Source organism: Nocardioides ferulae (genome assembly GCF_003660455.1).
GTDB lineage: Bacteria > Actinomycetota > Actinomycetes > Propionibacteriales > Nocardioidaceae > Nocardioides > Nocardioides ferulae.
In genome coordinates this window covers 1-21859 of the sequence record NZ_QZVR01000005.1, presented here as the reverse complement: position 1 = coordinate 21859, position 21859 = coordinate 1, and the positions used below count along the sequence as shown (strand labels likewise).

The 21859-nt window shown below is 67.7% G+C and carries 15 protein-coding genes and 2 tRNA genes; 16 read left to right on the top strand and 1 reads right to left on the bottom strand.

Annotated features, from left to right (window positions below; translation table 11 throughout):
- Window positions 1–282 precede the first annotated feature (282 nt).
- From gyrB to D6B71_RS08325, 13 genes are all read left to right on the top strand, one after another.
- Window positions 283–2403: a DNA topoisomerase (ATP-hydrolyzing) subunit B gene (gene gyrB / locus D6B71_RS08380; RefSeq protein ID WP_276310992.1), complete on the top strand. Its 2121-nt coding sequence runs from the start codon at window positions 283–285 to the stop codon at window positions 2401–2403.
- Between the two features lie 164 nt (window positions 2404–2567).
- On the top strand, window positions 2568–5258 hold the full coding sequence (gene gyrA, locus D6B71_RS08375) for a DNA gyrase subunit A (RefSeq protein WP_240641277.1): 2691 nt from the start codon (window positions 2568–2570) through the stop codon (window positions 5256–5258).
- Between the two features lie 134 nt (window positions 5259–5392).
- Window positions 5393–5854, top strand: coding sequence for a DUF3566 domain-containing protein (locus D6B71_RS08370; protein WP_240641218.1), 462 nt, complete (start codon window positions 5393–5395; stop codon window positions 5852–5854).
- 119 nt (window positions 5855–5973) lie between these two features.
- Window positions 5974–6047, top strand: a tRNA-Ile gene (locus tag D6B71_RS08365).
- Window positions 6048–6118: 71 nt separating this feature from the next.
- Complete coding sequence (locus tag D6B71_RS23425) at window positions 6119–6244, top strand: DLW-39 family protein (protein WP_240641217.1); 126 nt, start codon at window positions 6119–6121, stop codon at window positions 6242–6244.
- 12 nt (window positions 6245–6256) lie between these two features.
- Window positions 6257–6329: transfer RNA gene (locus D6B71_RS08360), tRNA-Ala, on the top strand.
- Window positions 6330–6486: 157 nt separating this feature from the next.
- The gene (locus tag D6B71_RS08355) at window positions 6487–8511 is read left to right on the top strand and encodes a class I SAM-dependent DNA methyltransferase (protein WP_240641216.1); all 2025 of its coding nucleotides are present in this window, start codon (window positions 6487–6489) and stop codon (window positions 8509–8511) included.
- A gap of 1 nt (window position 8512) precedes the next feature.
- Window positions 8513–9703 (top strand): restriction endonuclease subunit S, encoded by a 1191-nt coding sequence (locus D6B71_RS08350; RefSeq protein WP_121253970.1) that lies wholly within the window; start codon window positions 8513–8515, stop codon window positions 9701–9703.
- Window positions 9704–9714: 11 nt separating this feature from the next.
- Entirely contained in the window at window positions 9715–11406 is a 1692-nt protein-coding gene (locus D6B71_RS08345) for a GmrSD restriction endonuclease domain-containing protein (protein WP_121253968.1), read from the top strand.
- Between the two features lie 113 nt (window positions 11407–11519).
- Window positions 11520–13166 carry an ATP-binding protein gene (locus D6B71_RS08340; RefSeq protein WP_121253966.1) on the top strand — a complete coding sequence of 549 codons (1647 nt, stop codon included), beginning with the start codon at window positions 11520–11522 and terminating at the stop codon, window positions 13164–13166.
- 9 nt (window positions 13167–13175) lie between these two features.
- Window positions 13176–16280: a type I restriction endonuclease subunit R gene (locus tag D6B71_RS08335; protein ID WP_121253964.1), complete on the top strand. Its 3105-nt coding sequence runs from the start codon at window positions 13176–13178 to the stop codon at window positions 16278–16280.
- Complete coding sequence (locus tag D6B71_RS08330; RefSeq protein ID WP_121253962.1) at window positions 16280–17545, top strand: Shedu immune nuclease family protein; 1266 nt, start codon at window positions 16280–16282, stop codon at window positions 17543–17545. Before D6B71_RS08335 ends, D6B71_RS08330 begins: the two co-directional genes overlap by 1 nt.
- 33 nt (window positions 17546–17578) lie before the next feature.
- Window positions 17579–17827 carry a hypothetical protein gene (locus D6B71_RS08325; protein ID WP_121253960.1) on the top strand — a complete coding sequence of 83 codons (249 nt, stop codon included), beginning with the start codon at window positions 17579–17581 and terminating at the stop codon, window positions 17825–17827.
- A 50-nt stretch (window positions 17828–17877) separates the two neighbouring features.
- Here the strand turns inward: D6B71_RS08325 and D6B71_RS23925 are convergent, their stop codons facing one another.
- On the bottom strand, window positions 17878–18060 hold the full coding sequence (locus D6B71_RS23925) for a zinc finger domain-containing protein (RefSeq protein ID WP_420846317.1): 183 nt from the start codon (window positions 18058–18060) through the stop codon (window positions 17878–17880).
- A 66-nt stretch (window positions 18061–18126) separates the two neighbouring features.
- Between D6B71_RS23925 and D6B71_RS08320 the strand changes: the two genes are divergently transcribed.
- The 3 genes from D6B71_RS08320 (at window position 18127) to mobF (ending at window position 21797) form a co-directional block, all read left to right on the top strand.
- Entirely contained in the window at window positions 18127–18354 is a 228-nt protein-coding gene (locus D6B71_RS08320; RefSeq protein WP_121253958.1) for a helix-turn-helix domain-containing protein, read from the top strand.
- A gap of 423 nt (window positions 18355–18777) precedes the next feature.
- A complete protein-coding gene (locus D6B71_RS23765; protein ID WP_276310991.1) occupies window positions 18778–18903 on the top strand; it encodes a hypothetical protein in 126 nt (41 codons plus the stop codon).
- A gap of 203 nt (window positions 18904–19106) precedes the next feature.
- A complete protein-coding gene (gene mobF / locus D6B71_RS08315; protein WP_121253956.1) occupies window positions 19107–21797 on the top strand; it encodes a MobF family relaxase in 2691 nt (896 codons plus the stop codon).
- Window positions 21798–21859: the final 62 nt, after the last annotated feature.

The following is a 21859-nucleotide window of genomic DNA, read 5'->3' as shown; positions in this document are numbered from 1 at the left end:
GCCGGATCTGCCGTGGTGGCGGACCGGCCGTCGTATGGGGACCCATCCGACCCCCTGGTCGTCGCTCTGAACCGGCTGCGAAGGGCGCTCCCGGCGACTTCTCCTCCACAGACACCCCCCTCCACGGCCGGCAGAACGTGTCTGCGGCCCGTGCGGCCGGTATGCTGGCCCTCGGGTCGCCGGCTCCTCGTCGCGGCGGCCCGTGTCGTGTCTGCCGGTCCGGGCTCCCTCCGGTCCGGGCTGTCCGCGCCGCCCAGGGCGGCCCGTCGCGAAGAGGTGTGTGTGACCGAGCCCCAGGACGCCCAGGCGGTCGACCGGCCAGACGACGAGGCGGCAGTGCCCCCGGAGTCGGCGGCGGAGGTCTCCGTCGAGTACGACGCCTCCGCCATCCAGGTGCTCGAGGGCCTCGAGGCGGTCCGCAAGCGACCCGGCATGTACATCGGCTCGACCGGCGAGCGCGGTCTGCACCACCTGATCTGGGAGATCGTCGACAACGCCGTCGACGAGGCCCTCGCCGGACACTGCGATCGCATCGTGGTGCGGCTCACCGAGGACGGCGCGATCAGCGTCGAGGACAACGGTCGCGGCATCCCGACCGACACCGCGCCCGGTCAGGACATGCCGGCGGTGACCATGGCGCTGACCATGCTGCACGCCGGCGGCAAGTTCGGCGGCGGCGGCTACAAGGTCTCCGGCGGTCTGCACGGCGTGGGCGTCTCGGTGGTCAACGCGCTGTCGACCCACCTGATCGTCGAGGTGCGCAACCGCGGTCACCTGTGGCGGCAGAGCTTCAGCCTCGGCGTGCCCGACGGCGACCTCGAGCAGGTGCGGCCGATGGAGCCCGGCGAGCGCACCGGCACCACCGTGACCTACTGGGCCTCGCCCGAGATCTTCGAGACCACCACCTACTCGCTCGAGACGATCACGAGCCGGATCCGCGAGATGGCCTTCCTCAACAAGGGTCTCGAGATCGTGGTCCGCGACGAGCGGCCGCAGGCCGACGACATCGCCGACGCGGTCGAGGACGACACGGTCGCGGCCGAGGTCGACAGCACCGGCGAGGACGCCATCCGGCGGGCGCAGGGCGGCGGCCTGGAGCAGGTGTTCAAGTACGACCGCGGCCTGGTCGACTACGTCGAGCACCTCAACCGCCGCAAGCAGGCGGCGAACCCGACCGTGATCTCGTTCGAGGCCGAGACGCCGGCCGGCGTCGAGAACCACATGAGCCTCGAGGTCGCGATGCAGTGGAACACGACCTTCTCCGAGTCGGTGCACACCTTCGCCAACACGATCAACACCCACGAGGGCGGCACCCACGAGGAGGGCTTCCGCGCGGCGCTCACCTCCCTGGTCAACAACTGGGGCGAGGAGTGGGGCCTGATCAAGAAGCCCGAGGACCGGGTCAAGGGCGACGACATCCGCGAGGGCCTGACCGCGATCATCTCGATCAAGATGGGCGAGCCGCAGTTCGAGGGTCAGACCAAGACCAAGCTCGGCAACACCGAGGCCAAGGGCTTCGTGCAGCGGGTGGTCAACGACCAGCTCGGCGCCTGGTTCGAGCAGAACCCCGCCGAGGGGCGCGACATCGTGCGCAAGGCGCAGGCGGCGGCGTCGGCACGCATCGCGGCTCGCAAGGCGCGCGACCTGGCCCGCAACCGCAAGGGCCTGCTGGGCGGCGGCGGGCTGCCCGGCAAGCTGTCGGACTGCCAGTCGACCAACCCTGCCGAGTGCGAGGTCTTCATCGTCGAGGGCGACTCGGCGGGCGGCTCGGCGCGGCAGGGCCGCGACCCGCGCATCCAGGCGATCCTGCCGATCCGCGGCAAGATCCTCAACGTCGAGAAGGCGCGCATCGACAAGGTCCTCGGCAACGCCGAGGTGCAGGCCATCATCTCGGCGCTCGGCACCGGCATCCAGGACGAGTTCACCCTCGACAAGCTGCGCTACCACAAGGTGGTGCTGATGGCCGACGCCGACGTCGACGGCCACCACATCAACACGCTGCTGCTGACCCTGCTGTTCCGGTTCATGCGGCCGCTGATCGAGCACGGTCACGTCTACATGGCCCAGCCGCCGCTGTACCGGCTGCGCTGGAACAAGCCGCACGAGCACGAGTTCGTCTACTCCGACGCCGAGCGCGACGCGCTGATGGCCGACGGGCTCGCGGCCGGCAAGAAGCTGCCCAAGGAGAACCCGGTCCAACGCTACAAGGGTCTGGGCGAGATGAACGCCAAGGAGCTGTGGGAGACCACGATGGACCCCGACCAGCGGCTGATGCTGCAGGTCACGCTCGACGACGCCGCCCACGCCGACGAGATCTTCTCGATCCTGATGGGCGAGGACGTCGAGCAGCGGCGCTCGTTCATCCAGCGCAACGCCAAGGACGTCCGGTTCCTGGACATCTAGCCGGCTGAGGCGGTCCTCAGCACGCGGTCGCCCCATCCAGGCAGAACGCTAGACACCGGCAGAACAGACGAGAGAGAGCAATCGTGACCGAGACGCCCACCGACGGCGGCGCTCCCACCTCCGGCCCCGGCGGCCGGATCGAGCCGGTCGAGCTGCAGACCTCCATGCAGCGGGCCTACATCGACTACGCGATGGCGGTCATCGTCGGCCGTGCGCTGCCCGACGTCCGCGACGGCTTGAAGCCGGTGCACCGGCGGGTGCTCTACGCGATGTTCGACGGCGGCTACCGCCCCGACCGCGGCTTCTCCAAGTGCTCGCGCGTGGTCGGCGACGTGATGGGTCAGTACCACCCCCACGGCGACACCGCCATCTACGACACCTTGGTGCGGCTCGCCCAGCCCTGGGTGATGCGGGCGCCGATGATCCAGGGGCAGGGCAACTTCGGCTCGCCGGGCAACGACTCCGCCGCGGCCATGCGTTACACCGAGTGCCGGATGGCGCCGCTGGCCATGGAGATGGTCCGCGACATCGACAAGGACACCGTCGACTTCCAGCCGAACTACGACGGTCGGTCCCAGGAGCCGATCGTCCTCCCCTCGCGCATCCCGAACCTGCTCGTGAACGGCTCGGCCGGCATCGCGGTCGGCATGGCCACCAACATTCCGCCGCACAACCTGCGCGAGGTCGCCGACGGCGCGATCTGGTCGCTCGAGCACCCCGACGCCACGCGCGAGGAGCTCCAGGACGCCCTCATCGAGCGGATCAAGGGCCCCGACTTCCCCAACGGGGCCCTGATCGTCGGCCACCAGGGCATCGAGCAGGCCTACCGCACCGGTCGCGGGTCGATCACCCAGCGGGCGGTGATCGAGGTCGACGAGGACGCGCGCGGCCGCACCTGCCTGGTGATCACCGAGCTGCCCTACATGGTCAACCCCGACAACCTCGCGCTGAAGATCGCCGAGCTGGCCGACTCCGGCAAGGTGCAGGGCATCTCGGACGTCCGCGACGACACCTCCGACCGCACCGGCCAGCGGCTGGTGATCGTGCTCAAGCGCGACGCGGTGGCGCGGGTGGTGCTGAACAACCTGCTCAAGCACACCGAGCTGCAGACCAACTTCAGCGCGAACATGCTGGCGCTGGTCGACGGGGTCCCCCGCACGCTGAGCATCGACCAGTTCATCAGCAACTGGGTCACCCACCAGGTCGACGTGATCCGCCGGCGCACCGAGTACCTCCTGCGCGAGGCCCAGGAGCGGGCCCACATCCTGCGCGGCCTGGTGAAGGCGCTGGACCTCCTCGACGAGGTGATCGCGCTGATCCGCCGCTCCCCGGAGGTCGACGACGCCCGGGACGGGCTGATCGCGCTGCTGGCGATCGACGAGATCCAGGCGATGGCGATCCTGAACCTCCAGCTGCGCCGCCTGGCCGCGCTGGAGCGTCAGAAGATCATCGACGAGCTGGCCGAGATCGAGCGCACGATCGCCGACCTCGAGGACATCCTGGCCAACGTCACCCGGCAGCGGCGGATCGTGGCCGAGGAGCTGCGCGAGATCGTCGAGAAGTACGGCAACGAGCGGCGTACTCAGATCATCGCCGCCGACGGCGACCTGTCGATGGAGGACCTGATCCCCGACGAGGACCTCGTCGTGTCGATCACCCGCGGCGGCTACGCCAAGCGCACCCGCGCCGACCAGTACCGCACCCAGAAGCGCGGCGGCAAGGGCGTGCGTGGCGCGACGTTGCGCGGCGACGACGTCGTCGAGCACTTCATCGCGACCACCAACCACCACTGGCTGCTGTTCTTCACCAGCGCCGGACGCGTCTACCGCACCAAGGCCTACAACCTCCCCGAGGCCCAGCGGGACGCGAAGGGCGGGCACGTCGCCGGGCTGCTCAGCTTCCAGCCCGACGAGCAGATCGCCCAGGTGCTCGCGATCCGCGACTACGACCAGGCGCCCTACCTGGTGCTCGCCACCCGCAGCGGTCTGGTGAAGAAGACCCGGCTCGCCGACTACAACAGCCCGCGGCAGGCCGGCGTGATCGCGATCAACTTCCGCGAGGACGACGACGAGCTGATCGGCGCCGAGCTGGTCTCCGCCGAGGACGACATCCTGCTGGTCTCGCGCAAGGGCCAGGCGATCCGGTTCCGCGCCGACGACGCCCAGCTGCGGCCGATGGGTCGGGCCACCTCGGGCGTCACCGGCATGAAGTTCAAGAGCAGCGACGACTCGGTGCTGTCGATGTCGGTCATCCGCGCCACGCAGGTCGCCGCGGAGGCGGCGGCCGGACTGGCCGAGGAGAGCGCCGACTCCGCCGACGTCGAGGCGACCAGCGAGCAGGTCGCGGAGGTGAAGCCGAAGTACGTCTTCTCGATCACCGACGGCGGCTTCGCCAAGCGCACGCGCATCAGCGAGTACCGCATCACCGGCCGCGGCGGTCTCGGGGTGAAGGCGATGACGCTGGCCAACGAGGAGCGCGGCCACCTGGTCGGCGCGTTCATCGTCGAGGACGGTGACGAGATCCTGTCCATCACGCAGGGCGGACAGGTCGTACGCAGCCCGATCAACGACGACTTCCGGCCGACCGGTCGCTCCACCCAGGGCGTGAAGTTCGTGACCCCGAAGGCGGGCGACGCGGTGGCCGTCGTGGCCCGCTCGGTCGAGGCACAGGTGGAGCAGGAGGTCGAGGAGGCCAGCGCCGAGGCGGCGTCCGAGGTCGCCGAGGCGGTCGCCACCGACCCGGTGGTCCAGGCCGCCGACGAGGTGGACGCTGACGCTTCCGGATCGTCTGATGTGGAGGCGGATGCAACAATCGACCCGACCGCGCCCGACACGACAGGCGAGAGTGAGGGCTGATGACGGATCGCTCCGCCCCTCCCACCTCCACCCCAGCCCCACGTTCAGCGGGCTCCCGAGGCCCCGGACGCACCGAGCCGGCCAGTGACGAGACCGCGGTCCGGCCGCCGCTCACCGAGCGGATCGCCGCTCGGATGAGTCGGGCCAGCGAAGAGCATCGGGCCAATGCGGCGGCACCGTCGCCGACGAAGACCCAGGCCACGAAGGCGGTGGCGGGCGACAAGCGGCCTCCGCGCCGGGCTCGGCTGCGGCTGACCCGGGTGGACCCGTGGTCGGTGATGAAGACCGCGTTCCTGCTCTCGATCGCGCTGGGCATCGTCACCGTCGTCTCGGTGCTGATGGTGTGGTCGGTGCTCGACGCCGCGGGCGTGTGGGAGTCGATCAACAAGACGGTCACCGACATCGTCGGCGACGACGCCTCCAGCTTCGACGTCGAGGACTACATCGGCACCTCCCGGGTGCTGGGCTTCACCGTGCTGGTCTCGGTGATCGACGTGGTGCTGTTGACCGCGATCGCGACGCTCGGTGCCTTCCTCTACAACATGGCCGCGGCCCTGCTGGGTGGCATCGAGGTCACCCTCGCCGAGGACAACTGAGGTCCCGACGCGCACCTCGGCGTCGAGGCGTGGCGGGGTCGCCCCCGTTTTGTCCGGCTCCGAGCCCGTGCGGTAACGTTCCCCCTCGGTCGCTGGTCGACCCTGGCAGCAGCCAGTTCGGGCCTATAGCTCAGACGGTTAGAGCGCTTCCCTGATAAGGAAGAGGTCACAGGTTCAAGTCCTGTTAGGCCCACGCACCCACGAGGGCGCCGCCCCCGTGATCCCCGATGGGGCCCCGCCCCGCCGAGCCCCAGGGAGCCCGACGTGAAGAAGATCCTGCTCCTCCTCCTGGCCGCTGCCGGTGCCGTCGTCGCGAAGAAGAAGCTCGACGAGAGCAAGGCCGAGCAGGCCCTCTGGGCCGAGGCCACCGACCCGGTGCGGCCCGCCTGAGCCCACCCTCTCGGGGCCTTGGCGCAATTGGTAGCGCACCTGCTTTGCAAGCAGGGGGTTAGGGGTTCGAGTCCCCTAGGCTCCACCCGGAGAAACCGCAGGTCAGCCTGCGGTTTCTGTCATTTCGAGGCCTATGGAACGTTCCCCTGATCGGCTCCTGTGGGGGACTGGCGGGGGAAAGACTCAACGGGGATTCCCGGGTCCCGTGATTTCCGCCGGAGCCATGGCCGAAGATGGGGATCATGCCCATCCCGGACGACGTGTGGAACGAACTGATCGAGATGCAACCGGGGGAGCTGAAGAACCGAGGGCCACTGGCCTCGAGGCTGGGCGAGGAGAACCTCGAGCTCTTGGTCGAGAGCGGTCATCTAGTGGTCGAGGGCGGGCGGGTCAGCCGGACCAAGGTCTCCCTCGATGCCGAGGCGCTGTGGGAAGTCCTCCCGGACGACGGCTCGACCATGGGCAACCAACGCGCCCGCACCGAGCTCGGATGGAGCAGCGAGAAACGGTACGACGCCGCGAAGGCGCTCCTGCTCGCGACGGATGAGATCGCAGTCGGGCGCGGGCGGGGTGGCTCGCTGCGTCGGAAGATCGGCGCGGACGAGGCGGTGGCTCTGTCCCAGCCGAAGGCAGCACCCGCCGGAGCCGCTCCCTCGGCCGCCAAGCCGAAGCCGGCGGCGAAGGCCAAACCGGCAAAGCCGACCAAGTCCCTGGAGCAACGGCTCTGGGATGCGGCCGACGCGCTGCGTGGCAACCAGGAGCCCAGTGAGTACAAGCACGTCGTCCTTGGCCTGGTCTTCCTGAAGTACATCTCTGACCGGTTCGAGGCCCGCCGCCGTGAGCTCGAAGCAGAGCTCGTCGCAGACGGAATGCCGGAGAACCGCATCTCGGACTTCCTTGAGGTGCGCGACGAGTACAAGTCCAAGAACGTCTTCTGGGTGCCCGAAGAGGCCCGCTGGAAAGCGATCCAGGACCGGGCGAAGCTGCCGACGATAGGCACCGATATCGACGCGGCCATGGACCTGATCGAGAAGGAGAACCCCGTCATCCGCGGCGTCCTCCCGCGCAACTACGGACGCGAGGGCCTCGACAAGCGACGCCTCGGCCAGCTCGTCGACCTGATCGGATCCATCGGGTTCACCGAGACCGACGACCACGGCTCCGACGACGTCCTGGGCCGGGTCTACGAGTACTTCCTCGGCCAGTTCGCCGGGAAGGAGTCGGGCAAGGACGCCGGCGCGTTCTACACCCCCCGCAGCGTGGTCAAGACGCTCGTGGAGATGCTCGAGCCGTTCGAGGGCCGCGTCTACGACCCCGCCTGCGGGTCAGGAGGCATGTTCGTCCAGTCGGCCGAGTTCGTGAAGGCCCACGGCGGCAGCACCGACAAGATCTCGGTCTACGGCCAGGAGTACACCGACGCCACCTGGCGGCTGGCCAAGATGAACCTCGCCCTGCGCGGCATCGAGGCCGACCTCGGCGAACGCTCCGCCGACACCTTCACCGCCGACCTCCACCCCGACCTGCGCGCCGACTTCATCCTCGCCAACCCACCGTTCAACGTCTCCAACTGGTGGGACGCCAAGCTCGCCGACGACCCCCGCTGGAAGTACGGCACGCCGCCGGCCGGTAACGCGAACTTCGCCTGGGTCCAGCACTTCGTCCACCACCTCTCCCCCAAGGGCACCGCCGGGTTCGTCCTCGCCAACGGGTCCCTGTCGTCGAAGTCGGGGGGTGAGGGGGAGATCCGCCGCAAGCTGGTCGAGGCCGACCTGGTCGACTGCATCGTCGCCATGCCCGACCGGCTCTTCTTCAACACCGGCATCCCGGTCAGCCTGTGGTTCGTCTCCAAGGAGCGCCACGGCAACGGCCACCGCGACCGCCACGGCGAGGTCCTCTTCATCGACGCCCGCAAGCTCGGCCGCATGGAAACCCGACGGCTGCGCGTCCTCGACGACACCGACATCGCACGGATCGCCGACACTTACCACCGCTGGCGCAACAAGCCCTCCTCCCCGGTGGTCGAGCCCGTCGAGACCTACGAGGACGTCCCGGGTTTCGCAAAGGCCGCCAGCCTGGAGGAGATCAAGGCCCACGACTTCGTCCTCACCCCCGGGCGGTATGTCGGCGCCGAGGACACCGCCGCCGACGACGAGCCGATCGCCGACAAGATCGCCCGGCTCACCAAGGAGCTGTACGCGGAGTTCGACCGCGGGCGGGACCTGGAGGAAGAGATCCGCCGTGGCATGTCGAACCTTGGAGTTGAGTGACGTGGCCGTTCTCGGCGACTACGTCGATCTGATCCGCGGCAAGACCTACAAGGGTGCGCTCGTCGGTCAACCCGGACCCGCTCTGCTCGGGTTGGGCTCCATCGTTCCAGGCGGCGGGTTTCGCAATGACTTCAAGACCTATGGCGGCGAGTGCCCGCCGGATCTGATGCTCGCGCCGGGAGATCTGTTCGTCTCGCTGAAAGGGGCAACGAAGGACGGGGAGATGATCGGCTCGATCGCTCGCCTGCCCGAGTCCGTGCCAGCGGGACGGCTAACCCAGGACACCGTGCGCCTAGTGTTTCGCGAGCGCGACCTTCCCTTTGAGCGGTACATCTACTGGTTGCTCAGGACGCCTGCGTATCGCGCCTACTGCGCCGGCCGCGCGACGGGCAGCGCGGTCGTAGCGCTGAGTCGCGCGGACTTCCTCTCCTATCCAGTGCCGACGCTGACCCCCGAGCGAAACATGATCGTCAACGTTCTCGAAGCGATCGACGACAAGATCGATTCCAACCGCCGCGCAATCAAGCTGTCCGAGGAAGTGGTCCGAGCTCACTTTGAGCGATCCTTCGACATTGCCGACGTGTCGGACGGCGTTCCGATCTCCGAGCTCGTTGAGATCAACCCGCGCCGGCACCTCTCGGCTGGTGCGGACGCGACGTATGTAGGTATGAGCTCTCTCCCCGAGTTCTCAGCTGAGATCTACGACTGGGCATCGCGGCCAGCAGGATCCGGCCAGCGGTTTAAGAACGGGGACGTGCTGATGGCTCGAATCACCCCGTGCCTAGAGAACGGGAAGACCGCGGTGGTTGACATGCTTGAGGAGGGCACCGTCGGCTGGGGCTCAACTGAGTATGTGGTCTTGTCCCCGAAAGACAACTTCTCCACCCCTTGGATTTATTGCTTGGTGCGTAGCGAAGAGATCCGATCGTTCACGATCCGAAGCATGACCGGTACATCTGGCCGCCAGAGGTTCCAGGCTGACCGCTTCAATCAGTACAGAATCGCGAGGCCGAGCTCCGGATCGGTAACGAGTTTCAACTCGTTCGCCATCCCCCTCTTTCGCCGAATGACGCAGTTGCGAGATGAGAGCAGGCGACTTGCCGCGGTTCGCGGCGTCCTTTGCCCCGAGCTGCTCTCTGGCCGCATTCGTGTGCCGGAGGCCGCTGCTGTCGTACAGGATGGGACCGAGTAGAGGGAGGCAGCGTGGGCAAGTCGGACTACCCGGTCAGGGAACTGGTCGCCAAGATCGAACGCGGCGAGCTGCAGCTGCCAGAGATGCAGCGCAAGTACGTCTGGACGTCCACCAAGGTGCGCGACCTGCTCGACTCGCTCTACCGCGAGTACCCGTCCGGCGTGATCCTGACCTGGCAGCCGGCGGCGACGGTGGAGACCCGCGCCTTCGCCGTCGCGACGAACAGCGAGCCGGTGACGGCACCGCTGTTGCTGCTCGACGGTCAGCAGCGCCTCACCTCGCTGTCTGCGGTCCTGCGTGGTGAGCCTGTCACGGTCAAGAACCGCAAGCGTCCCGTCGAGATCCTCTTCAACCTCGACCACCCCGACGAGCTGACCTTCATCACCGAGGTGGCCGAGGACAACGACAGCCATGAGGACGCCGACGACGCCGACGACGTCGACTCCGACCTGATCACGCGCGTCAACCGCCGGGCGTTCGTCGTCGCCAGCAACCAGGTCGCCGCCCTGCCCAACTGGGTCAAGGTCACCGACGTGTTCAAGAAGTCCGACTCCGAGCTGCTCAAGGCGGCCGGCGTCACCGGCTTCGACGACCCCAACTACGAGCGCTACTCGGCCCGGCTCAAGCAGCTCCGCTCGATCGCCGACTACTCCTACCGCGTCGACATCCTCGAACCGTCGAAGTCCTATGAGGAAGTGACCGAGATCTTCGTACGGGTCAACTCCCTCGGTGCCAAGCTCCGCAGCTCCGACCTGGCCCTCGCCCAGATCACCGCGAAGTGGAACGGCTCTCTGGCGCTCTTCAACGCCTACCAGGCAGAGGTCGCGCAGAGGGGCTTCGACCTGGACCTCGGTGTCCACCTCAAGACCCTCATCGCGATCATCACCGGACAGTCTCGATTCCTCACCGTCGCCTCCATGACCCAACCGACTCTGGAGGACGGCTGGAAGCGCACCAAGCGCGCGATGGACTTCGCCGTCAACTTCGCCCAGCAGAACATCGGTGTCGACAGCCCGACCCTCCTCTCGTCGCCGTTCCTGATGATCGCCACGGCCTACTGGGGCGCCCAGATGGACTACAAGATCACCGACAGCGACGCGGCTGCCTTCCGGAAGTGGTTCCTGCTGGCCAACGCGAAGGGCCGCTACTCACGCGGGTCGACCGAGACCCTGCTCGACCAGGACCTCGCCGCCCTGCGCTCGGACGACAAGATCGGAGGGCTCAACCAGCGTCTGGTCCAGCAGGTCGGGCGCCTCGACTTCACCGCCGCAGACCTGGTCGGTCGCACCGCACGCAGCGGAGCCTTCAAGACCATGTTCCTCGCATTCCGCGCCGACGGCGCGAAGGACTGGGCGACCAACCTGCTCATCAGCCCCAAGCTCGCCGGGCACGCTGACAAGATCGAGTTCCACCACGTCTTCCCCAAGGCGTACATGAAGAAGGCCCGGCCCGACGTCGACGGCCGCGACGTCGACGACATCGCCAACCTCGCATTCATCAGCTCCAAGACCAATAAGGACATCAGCGCCAAGGCTCCGGCCGACTACGCCCCGAAGTACTCCAAGGAGCAGCTGGCAAAGCAGCTCGTGGTCTTCGATGACACGAACGCCGTGCCCGAGGGCTTCGAGAAGTTCGTCACCCAACGCCGTGAGCTGATCGCCGCCCGACTCAACGAGTTCCTCGGCGCCGCGGAGAGCCAGTGAATGGCTTCGACGCGTCGGTGTCGCTGCCGCCTCTTCGGACTTGTTTCGAATAGCTTGGCAGCGAAATCGCGTCCTGAGCGCTTTCAACGCCCAAGTTCGAGTAATCTTGGCACATGAAGGTGGTGCCCAGACTCTCCGACCTCCCGCAGCCGACCACGCTCGCCGAGCTGCTCGACCTGGTCGGAGACCTCGAGGGGACGCGCCTCGACTTCAAACGTGAGCCTGCCAAGCTCACTGACCTCATCCCAGCCATGGCCATGACCGACGGCGGTCTCATCATTCTCGGCATCGCCAATGACCGAAGCCTGTACGGCTGCGAGCTCACCCAGAAGGTGCACGACCACATCGCTCGGGCAGGCCACAGCGTCGGGGTGGAGGTCCAACTGAAAGAGCTGGCCGTCGGGGACGACAAGGTCGTCGTGATCGCCGTCCCGGAGGTGCGGGGACGCATCGTCACCACACCCGATGGTCGACTTCTCCGCCGCATCGGCTCGGACAACCAGCCGCTTATCGGGGACCAACTCGCCAGATTCGTGCGGGAACGCTCGGAGACCTCGGCGGAGGAGGAGCCGATCCTTGGGCCCGCCGAATTCGACCTCGACGCCGTCAACAGAGCCCTAGCGGCTGACGGCAAGGGCCCATGCGTCTCCGAGGACCTCGTCTCCGCACTCGTTGACCTCGGGGTAGCCGTCCCCCAAGCGCCGCCGCTCGATCCTCGCATCACCGTCGCGGCGGCGGTGCTCTTCGCCCGTGACCCCCGCGCACTGACCTCCGGCGCATCGGTGCAGTTGGTGCGCCGGACCGGAGTAGGTCCCGGGCCCGGACCCACCGAGGAGCGCGTCGAGCTGTCAGCACCGATCGATCAACTGGTCGACCAGGTCCTGGATTTCGTCGCGCGGCACACGAAGCGCTATCAGGTCGTCATCGGCGCGCGGCGCGAAGTGTGGCCCGAGTACCCGACAAGGGTCGTGCGTGAGGCGGTGCTGAACGCTCTCGCGCACCGCGACTACGGACGGTCCGGGTCCACCGTCGACATCACGATCTGGGACGACCGAATCGAGATCCGAAGCCCTGGCGGGCTGCCAGGCCCGATCACGCTCGACAACATCCGCGACGAGCACTACTCCCGCAACCGACGCATCATGAGGGTCCTCAAGCAGCTCAACCTCGTGGAGGAGTACGGCGAGGGCATCGACCTCATGTTCAGCGAGATGGAGGCCCGCCTCATGGATCCCCCGCTGATCGTGCCCACCCCTGACTCGGTGACGGTCACGCTGCGGAACCGCTTCCTCGTCTCGATCGAGGATCAGGCCTGGCTGGCACTGCTGGGCAGTCTCCGGCTGACCACAGCCGAGCGGCGCATCCTGGTCGTCGCACGTCGGGAGGGCACCATCACCCGCCGGCGCGCCGTACAGCTGCTGCCCGATCTCGATGTCGATGCAGTACTGCGCGCAGCGGTCGCGAAGGGCCTTCTATTGCGCCAAGGGGAGAGAGGTGGCGCGCATTACGAGTTGTCCGACGAGGTCGTCATGCGTGCCGGCGCAGGTGGGGTGGAAGCCAGATCCCGAGCGCGACAGCTGCTCATCGACGAGATTCAGCGAAGAGGGAGCCTCTCGACTGCTGAGGCTGCAGACTTGGTCGGAGAAGAGCCGGCAATCGTCCGTCACTTGCTCAACGATCTCGCCCTCGCGGGAGTGGTCGAAGCCCGAGGAAACACGAGGGCTCGCCGGTACTTCGCCACCGGATCCCAGGACGAGTGAGGTCAGCGGGTGTCGCAGTTCGACGAGGCGGTGATCGAGGCCGCCGCCCTCGATTACCTCCGCGAGGTCGGATACGCCACCGAGTTCGGCCCCAACATCGGGCCTGGCGGCATGGCCGAGGAGCGGGCCTCGTGGGACGAGGTCTACCTGCTCGACCGGCTCCGTGCCGCGGGGCGACGGCTCAACCCCAACCACGCGGACCTGGTCGACGAGGCCATCAAGCGCCTGCGCCGGGCCGAGTCGCAGTCCGAGCTTGCCGAGAACCTCCGCGTCCACCGGCTGCTCGTCGACGGTGTGCCGGTCGAGCACCGCGGCGCAGACGGTCAGGTGCGCACGGCGCACGTGCGTCTCATCGACTTCGACCAGCCTGACCAGAATGACTGGCTCGCGGTCAACCAGGTGACCATCGTCGGCAACAGGAACCGCCGACCCGACGTCCTCGTCTACGTCAACGGGATCCCGCTGGGCTTGCTCGAGCTGAAGAGCTCCGTCGCCGAGCACGCGACGCTCCGCACCGCGTGGAACCAGGTGCAGACCTACCGCACCGACATTCCGGCCCTGTTCACGCCCAACGCGGTTACGGTCATCTCCGACGGGACCTCGGCCGCGATGAGCTCCTTCACCGGTGCCTTCGAGCACTACGCACCGTGGAAGACCATCGACGGCCGCGACGTCGTCACCGACAAGCCCGCCTTGGAGGTCTTGCTCAAGGGTGTGTTCGAGCCGGCCAGGTTCCTCGACCTGCTGAAGAGCTTCGTCGTGTTCTCCGACGAGGCCGGCGGACTGGTGAAGCGGGTCGCGAAGTATCACCAGTACTGGGCCGTCAATGCTGCCGTCGAGTCCACCGTCGAGGCCGCCGGGCCGACCGGCGATCGGCGCGGCGGCGTCGTCTGGCACACGCAGGGCTCCGGCAAGAGCATCGAGATGCTCCTCTATGCCGCGAAGGTGATGCGAGACCCGCGGATGGGCAACCCGACCCTGGTGTTCCTCACCGACCGGAACGACCTGGACGACCAGCTGTTCGGCGAGGTCTTCGCGCCCGCAGCGATCCTGCCTGAGAAGCCGGTCCAGGCCGCGTCGCGAGCAGACCTGCGCTCGCTGCTGCAACGCGCCTCGGGCGGCATCGTCTTCACGACGCTGCAGAAGTTCGCGCCACTGGTCGGCGGTGACGTCAACCCCGTGCTCACCGACCGGCGCAACGTCGTGGTTGTCGCCGACGAGGCCCACCGCTCGCAGTACGGCTTCGGCGAGACCCTGGCGGCCGACGGCACCCTCAAGGCCGGGCTCGCCAAGCACATGCGCGACGCGCTCCCGGGAGCGACCTTCCTCGGGTTCACCGGCACGCCCATCGAGTCCGGGGACAAGTCCACACGCTCGGTCTTCGGCGACTACATCGACGTCTACGACCTCACGCGCGCCGTCGAGGACGGCGCCACGGTCAAGATCTACTACGAGTCCAGGCTCGCGAAGGTCGGCCTGTCAGAGGCCGACATGGGCGCACTCGACGAGCTCGCCGACGAGATCACCAGCGAGGTCGAGGAGGACGAGGCCCGGAAGGCAAAGTCCAGATGGGCCCGGCTCGAGGCCATCGTCGGCGCCGAGGACCGGCTCGACCTCATCGCCGCCGACATCGTGCAGCACTGGGAGAAGCGCCGCGAGGCGATGCTCGGCAAGGCGATGATCGTGACCATGTCGCGTCGCATCGCCGTACGCCTCTACGAGAAGATCGTGGCCCTGCGTCCCGACTGGCACTCCGAGGACCCGATGGCCGGCCGGATCAAGGTCGTCATGACCGGGTCGGCCGCCGACCCGCCGGCATTCCAGCCGCACCTGCACTCCAAGGACGTTCGCCGCGACATCAAGGCACGCGCGAAGGACCCGGACGATCCACTCGAGATCGTCATCGTCCGCGACATGTGGCTCACCGGCTTCGACGCCCCGTCGATGCACACCATGTACGTCGACAAGACCATGCAGGGCGCCGGACTGATGCAGGCGATCGCCCGCGTCAACCGCACCTTCCGCGACAAGCCCGGCGGTCTGATCGTCGACTACATCGGCGTGTTCGCCAACCTCCAGAAGGCGCTCGTCGAGTACTCGCCCTCCGACCGCGACCAGGCCGGCGTACCGATCGACGAGCTCGTGGACGCGATGCTTGAGAAGCACGACATCGTGCGCGAGCTGCTGCATGGGTGCGACTACGACTCCTCACCCGACCTCTCCGCAGGCCAGCGGCTCGCCGAGCACGCTAAAGTGCTCGACTTTGTCATGGCCGACCAGGACCGACAGAGCCGCTTCCTCGATCAGGTGCTTGCTCTGGCGAAGGCGTACGCCTTGGCCGGCGCGAGGGAGGAAGCAGCGGGGATCCGGAACGACGTACGACTCTTCACCGACGTGCGGGCCGCGATCCTGAAGATCCTCAACCCCGACTCGGGTCGCGGCGGCTCCGGCGCCGTCGAGGTGGACACCGCCATCGGCCAGCTCGTGAACGAGGCAGTCGCCGCCGACGAGGTCGTCGACATCTACAAGCTCGCCGGAGTAGAGACACCCGAGATCTCGATCCTCTCCGACGAGTTCCTCGACTCCCTGGCTCACAAGGACAAGCCCAACCTCCAGCTCGGACTGCTGCGGAGAATCCTCAACGACCGGATCAAGACCGTCGCCCGGTCCAACCTCGTCCAGTCGCGCAAGTTCTCCGAGCAGTTGGAGGAGGCGATCAACAAGTACACCAACCGCTCGCTCACGACGGCCGAGATCATCGCGGAGCTGGTCAAGCTCGCCAAGGAGATGCGCGATCAGTCCAACCGACACGAGCAGCTCGGCCTGAGCGAGGCCGAAGCCGCGTTCTACGACGCCATCGTCCAGAACGAGGCGGCTGTCCTCGAGCTCGGCGACGAGAAGCTCAAGAAGATCTCGGTCGACCTCGTCTGGTCGGTGCGCAACTCGGTCACGATCGACTGGAACTACAAGGAGTCGGTCAAGGCTGGGATGCGGTCGAAGGTCCGCCGTCTGCTCGCGATCAACGGCTATCCGCCCGACCTGGAGGAGAAGGCGATCGAGCTCGTCCTCGAGCAGGCAGAGCTCTTCGCTGGAGTCGGGTCTGGCAGCGGCTGATGGACGTGGTCTGGGACCAGTTCGAGCCAGAGGAGCCGCTCACAGCTGGTGAGTACGCGGTGCGACGAACGCTTGGCCGGTTCATCACGAGCAGAGCCTTCCCGTTGAAGTACGGCCGCGCGAGCGAAGTTGGGCAGCCGACCAAGACGGCATGGCAGGTGGTTGCCGATGATCTGGGTGAAGGTGATCTTGATGGGCCGACGAGCATGACAGAGGATCTCTACCGGTCCCCCAAGGGGCGCGTCCAAGTCCAGGCGCGGGTCGTGGGCGATGTCGGCGGCGTCTCCGAGATCCGCATCCAGCGCGTCGAGGGTGCCGGCGGCCCCAACCCTCAAGTCGTGGATGCCATCCGACTTGATGCCGAGGGCGCCCGGAGGCTGTTCGACTTCTGCGCGCTTCTTAGCGGCGTTGACCCCCGGGAACCGCATGGCGTCCGCGTCGACGAGGCCATGATCCGACAGGTCGTGGCGGATCCGGAGCGGCTCAAAGCGATCTACGCCGAGGATCCAAGCGCTCTGCGTGCGCTCATCGAAGGCGACGTCGACGCCACGGATGTGCTCGCTCTGCGGGCACGGCAGGAAGTCGTGGAGAGGTTCAGCCGCATGCTTTCCGACGCCGACTTTTTCGCAGAGGTGGCCGGGGGTCGAGGCCCAGAGGTCGTTTGGCAGCGCTTCTTCGAGGCCAATCCCTGGCTGCTGGGAGTTGGTCTGTCTGCCCACCTCTTCACCTCGTGGGATCCGCAGCGCCTGGAGAGGTACGTCGCAGGTTCGAGCGTCGCTGGGCCAGGCAAGGAAGCCGACGCTCTCATGGAGACGGCCGGTGCGATCAAGGCCCTCGTCTACGCCGAGATCAAGAGGCACGATGTCCCTCTCTTGGAAGCGAGCCAATTCCGCTCGGGCGCTTGGCCGGTATCAACTCATGTCACCCGAGGTGTTGCTCAGGCACACGCCACCGTGCGCCGGGCGCAGGATGACATCGGCCGCCAACTCGAGCGAAAGGTCGATGGCTACGTCACGGGCGAGCGCGCCTACAACCTCAAGCCTCGCAGCTATCTGGTGGTCGGCACGCTCGAGGACCTGACGGACGACGGCCGCATCCACGAGGAGAAGTTTCTGGCCTTCGAAGGGTTTCGGCGGTCGCTCACCGAACCCGAAATCCTGACGTATGACGAGGTACTGGCGAGAGCCAAGGCCTTCCTCGAGCTGGCGAAGGTGTCGCCAGGCTCCGCGGATGAGATCGCAGGCGATGGGGAGCCGCCGTTCTGATTGCACGGGGGTCGCCGCCGTTTCGGGGCGGCTATGGACGTCGCGGTCTCGCTTCCGCCGCCGCATCCCCAGGCGCCGGCGACACGGGTGCTGCTGTCGCACTTCCCCTACGCCGGCGACTCCCATGACGAGGACCGCTACGCGCAGTTCGGGCTGCGCGACGAGGGCATCCCGCTGCTCCGCGGCCATGCGCACGAGGCGTTCCGCGAGCGTCCTACCAAGCGGGACGTGGGACATCAACGTCGGCGTCGACTGGTGGGACTACGCGCCCGTGTCAGCTGAGACGCTCTCTCAGCACCTCGAGGACCTTCAGAGAGGCCGCGCCCAGCCGGTCACCGCGTAGAGATCGCGGCCCGCTCGGGATGAGCGAAGAAGGCCTTGTGGCCAGGTCGGACACGGCACGTCTCTCCGATCCCGGAGCCGCACCGCGGGCACGGGACGTCCGTCCCGTCCCATGGCGACGCGAAGCCGGGGATCACGTCGGCTGGGATCTCGTGCTTATGCGGCGGCTCCATGACGCTCCGATCAGGTAGTGCACTTTAGAACACTGTGCACCGTAGTGCACCACGCGAGATTGAGGCGTGCCCTCGCCGTACCGTGCCCCGAAGCTCCACGCCTTGGGCATCAAGGTCGCGCAGATCCGGCACGAGAAGGGCTGGAGCATCGACCGTCTCGCGGAGGAGTCCGGGGTCGGTCGCCGCACGATCATCAACCTCGAGGGCGCGACCAAGACGCCACGGATCGACACGCTCTACGCCGTCGCGGTCGCCCTCGACGTACCGCTGTCGGAGCTCGTCGACGTCCTCTGAAGGTAGGTATCGAGCGACCCGATACCTCGCGTCGACGTCCTATAGCCGCCGATAACTCCCGGCTCCTGGTGCCGAAGTTATAGGGCCGTATCAGTCCGTGCGGGCTCGCGGAGGCGGCCGACTTCAACTCACAGCGCGCCCGTTGACGGCAGTTCTCCACAGAATCGTTGCTGCTGAGGGCGAGGGTTCCTCTCCCGCCACGACGGTGCCGGCATGACACAAGAACCCACGTGGTGGCACGACCCGGACGAGCTCTACTCCATCCTGAGCGACCTCCTGCAGCACCTGCGAGACGCGCATCGACCTTCGACACCCGCAGCGAGACGTGGCTCTACCTCTCCGGCATGCACCTCGCCGCCGGGCCTTGGAGCTACGTCCCAGAGGTCGACGCCGTCCGGCGAGATCCCCTTCGAGACGGGCCTCGTGATCGTCAACCAGATGCTCGCGCGGCTCCAGGAGTTGAGCTGGGACCAGCCGGCGCGAGACGTGATCGCGAACGTCCACCACCGGCTCAACGAGATCACCGATCCTCTCGAGCTCGAGTGGTAAACGCCCCAGGAGCCCGCGCCCGATGACGAGGAGTGACGAGTCCTGACGAGGCCGGAAACCGGCGCCCCGCCAAGCCGCTTCAAGCGTTCAAACCGAGCGGCACGCATGCTACGAAAGTCCGTAGATCGGTCCGCCCACTCGGGCGGGCCGAGCGTCATTTCAGGAGCCTTTGACGAGTAGTGACGGGCGGTGACGAGCGGCCAATGCACGGCGGCGTGAAGTTCTACCGAGGATCCGCAGCGGCTGCGCGCAGCTACGTCGAGGCCGACCACGCGCGTGCCGACGACTACTACCTCGCCGAGGGCAGCGGCATCGCCGAGCGGATCTCCGCGTCGTTACACACGCAGGGATGTGTAACGAAGTGTAAATCCCAGCGCTCCACCGTCATGGACGGCGAGACCTATGAGCGGTGGGTCGCGGGCTACGACGTTGAGAGCGGTCAGGCGAAGGGCCGGCTGCGCAACGACGACCACGCTCTCAGGTTCGTCGAGGTCGTCGTCAACGGCCTCAAGACCTGGTCGCTCGCCGCCGCGCTCCATCCCGAGATCGCCGCCGCGTACGACGCTGCGCAGACGCGCGCTGCCGAGGAGATCATCGACTGGGTCGCGCAGCACGCAACGACGCGCGTCGGGCCGCGCGGTCGACAGGTCCAGGTTCCCGTCGAGAACCTCGAGGCTGCGGTCATCCGGCACTACACCTCGCGCGCCGGCGACCCGCACCGCCATCTCCACCTTCAGATCAACGCACGGGTGTTCGCCGCCGGCGCCTGGCGCGGCCTCCACTCGGTCGGGGTCGTCGACTCCATCGAGGCGCTCAACGGGATCGGTCACGCCGCGGTCCTGTGCGATCCCGAGTTCCGCACCGCCCTGGCCGGGCACGGCTACACACTCGACGACGCCGGCGAGGTCGCCGAGCTTGCGCCGTACGCCGGCCGGTTCAGCGAGCGCTCGAGCCAGATCGCGCGCAACATCGACCGCTACGAGGCGGAGTGGCGAGCCGACCATCCGGGACAGGAGCCGGGGCCGAAGTTGCGGCGGTCATGGGACCGACGTGCGTGGGCGGACGCGCGACCGGACAAGGTCGTGCCGGAGAACGGCAGCGAGCTCGTGACGCGGTGGCACGAGGAGCTGGTCGAGCTCGGGTTCCGCGCGCCGGCGCCGCCTGCGGGCGGCCCATGTTTAAAGGAATTAAAGACGTTGAAAGGGCGCGCGCCGGCGATCGGCGCGATCAACCGTGACGTCGCGGTCGAGCTCATCCTCCTTCGACTCGGAGCCAAGCGGTCGGCGTGGAACGCCGCCGACATCCGAGGGGAGGCCGAAAAGGTGATCGCCTCGGTGGGGGTGGTGGCCGAACGGGGCGTCCGCACCGAGTTGGCAGAGGACCTCACCATGCGCGCCGTGAGTGCCTGCCGAGCGCTGCGTGTGCGGTCCGACGTACCCGAGCACGTCCGGAGCCTGACGTCCGACCTTGTGCTCGCTGTCGAAGACGAACTGCTGAACACCATCGCCGCCCGATCCTTGCGGCCTGTCGCGCCGGCGCCTCGCGTCCGTGGGACCGGCCACCTCGATCGCGCCCAGCAGGCGGTTGTGGCGGCCCTCGCCGGTGACGCCTCCCTGCTCGTCATCGAGGGCGCTGCTGGTGCTGGCAAGACCACGACGCTGGCCGCCGCACGTGACACGCTCGAGGCGCAGGACCGACGACTTGTGGTCGTCACACCGACACTCAAGGCCGCGCAAGCCGCGCGCAGCGAGGCCGGCGCCGACGCGTACTCCGCGGCCTGGCTCGCTCACCAGCACGGGTTCCGGTGGGACGACGACGGATACTGGTCGCGCGTCGACGCCACCCCCGAGGCCAGCGCACGTCTGCTGCCCGGCGACGTGCTTCTGGTCGACGAGGCGGGGATGCTCGACCAAGACACGGCTCGTGCACTCTTCGCCATCGCCGACCAGGCCCACGCAACTGTGGCGCTGCTCGGCGACCGCCACCAGCTGCCCGCTGTCGGACGCGGCGGCGTGCTCGATCTCGCTGCACGATGGGTACGGCCCGAGGCACACCTCGAGCTCGAGTCGGTGCACCGCTTCAGCGATCCGGAGTACGCCGCGTTGAGTCTGCGGATGCGCTCCGGCGAGTCGCCTGGCGAGGTCTTCGACGAGTTGCTCGGGCGCGGACGGATCGTCGTACATCCCTCAGAGGTCGAGCGCACCGCCGTACTCGCCGACATCGGCGCCGAGGGAGACGAACTGATCATCGCCGACACCCGCGAGCAGGTCGGGTCCATCAACGCCGCGATTCGCGACCGGCGCCGCCCCACTGGGGAGTCGGATGGTGAGCAGATCACCAGCCGAGGTGAACGCATCGGCCTCGGCGACCGAGTCGCCACCCGACGCAACGACCGCGACCTCGGCGTCGCGAACCGCGACGTCTGGACGGTCTCCGGCATCGGGGACGACGGCAGCCTGGTGGTCACCGGCCGGGCCGGCCAACGCGAGTTGCCCGCCGACTACGTCCGCGACCATGTCGAGCTGGCCTTCGCCTCCACAGTCCACGGCGCGCAGGGGGACACCGTCCACTCCGCGCGTCTCGTTGTCGGCGAGGGAACCGGCGCCGCCGCCGCGTACGTCGGCATGACCCGCGGCCGGCACAGCAACGTCGCGCACCTGGTCGCCGAGTCGGTCGACGAGGCGCGGCGGCAATGGATCGAGGTCTTCAGTCGCGACCGCGCCGACCTCGGGCCGGGCCACGCGGCAACCCGGGTCGACGAGGACATCGAGCGGTACGGAAGTCAGGCTCCGCGGTCGGCTGGCCTGCAGGCCGCCGTACTCGCTCAGCGTCGGCGGCTCGAGAACCGTCCGACGGTGGCCGCTCCGACCCGTGGTCCTGGCATCGGCCGCTGACATTGATGGCGCTCGCCGGAATTCCCCAGTGATGCTCATCGAAAGTCCCCACCCTGGGCGGT

Bases quoted from the DNA above. Each gene is read 5' to 3' on its own strand.
- D6B71_RS08330 (WP_121253962.1), top strand. From the start codon at position 16,280: ATGGACGTGGTCTGGGACCAGTTCGAGCCAGAGGAGCCGCTCACAGCT.
- D6B71_RS08325 (WP_121253960.1), top strand. From the start codon at position 17,579: ATGGACGTCGCGGTCTCGCTTCCGCCGCCGCATCCCCAGGCGCCGGCG.
- D6B71_RS08355 (WP_240641216.1), top strand. From the start codon at position 6,487: ATGCCCATCCCGGACGACGTGTGGAACGAACTGATCGAGATGCAACCG.
- mobF (WP_121253956.1), top strand. From the start codon at position 19,107: ATGCACGGCGGCGTGAAGTTCTACCGAGGATCCGCAGCGGCTGCGCGC.
- D6B71_RS08340 (WP_121253966.1), top strand. From the start codon at position 11,520: ATGAAGGTGGTGCCCAGACTCTCCGACCTCCCGCAGCCGACCACGCTC.
- gyrA (WP_240641277.1), top strand. From the start codon at position 2,568: ATGCAGCGGGCCTACATCGACTACGCGATGGCGGTCATCGTCGGCCGT.
- D6B71_RS23925 (WP_420846317.1), bottom strand. From the start codon at position 18,060: ATGGAGCCGCCGCATAAGCACGAGATCCCAGCCGACGTGATCCCCGGC.
- D6B71_RS08370 (WP_240641218.1), top strand. From the start codon at position 5,393: ATGAGTCGGGCCAGCGAAGAGCATCGGGCCAATGCGGCGGCACCGTCG.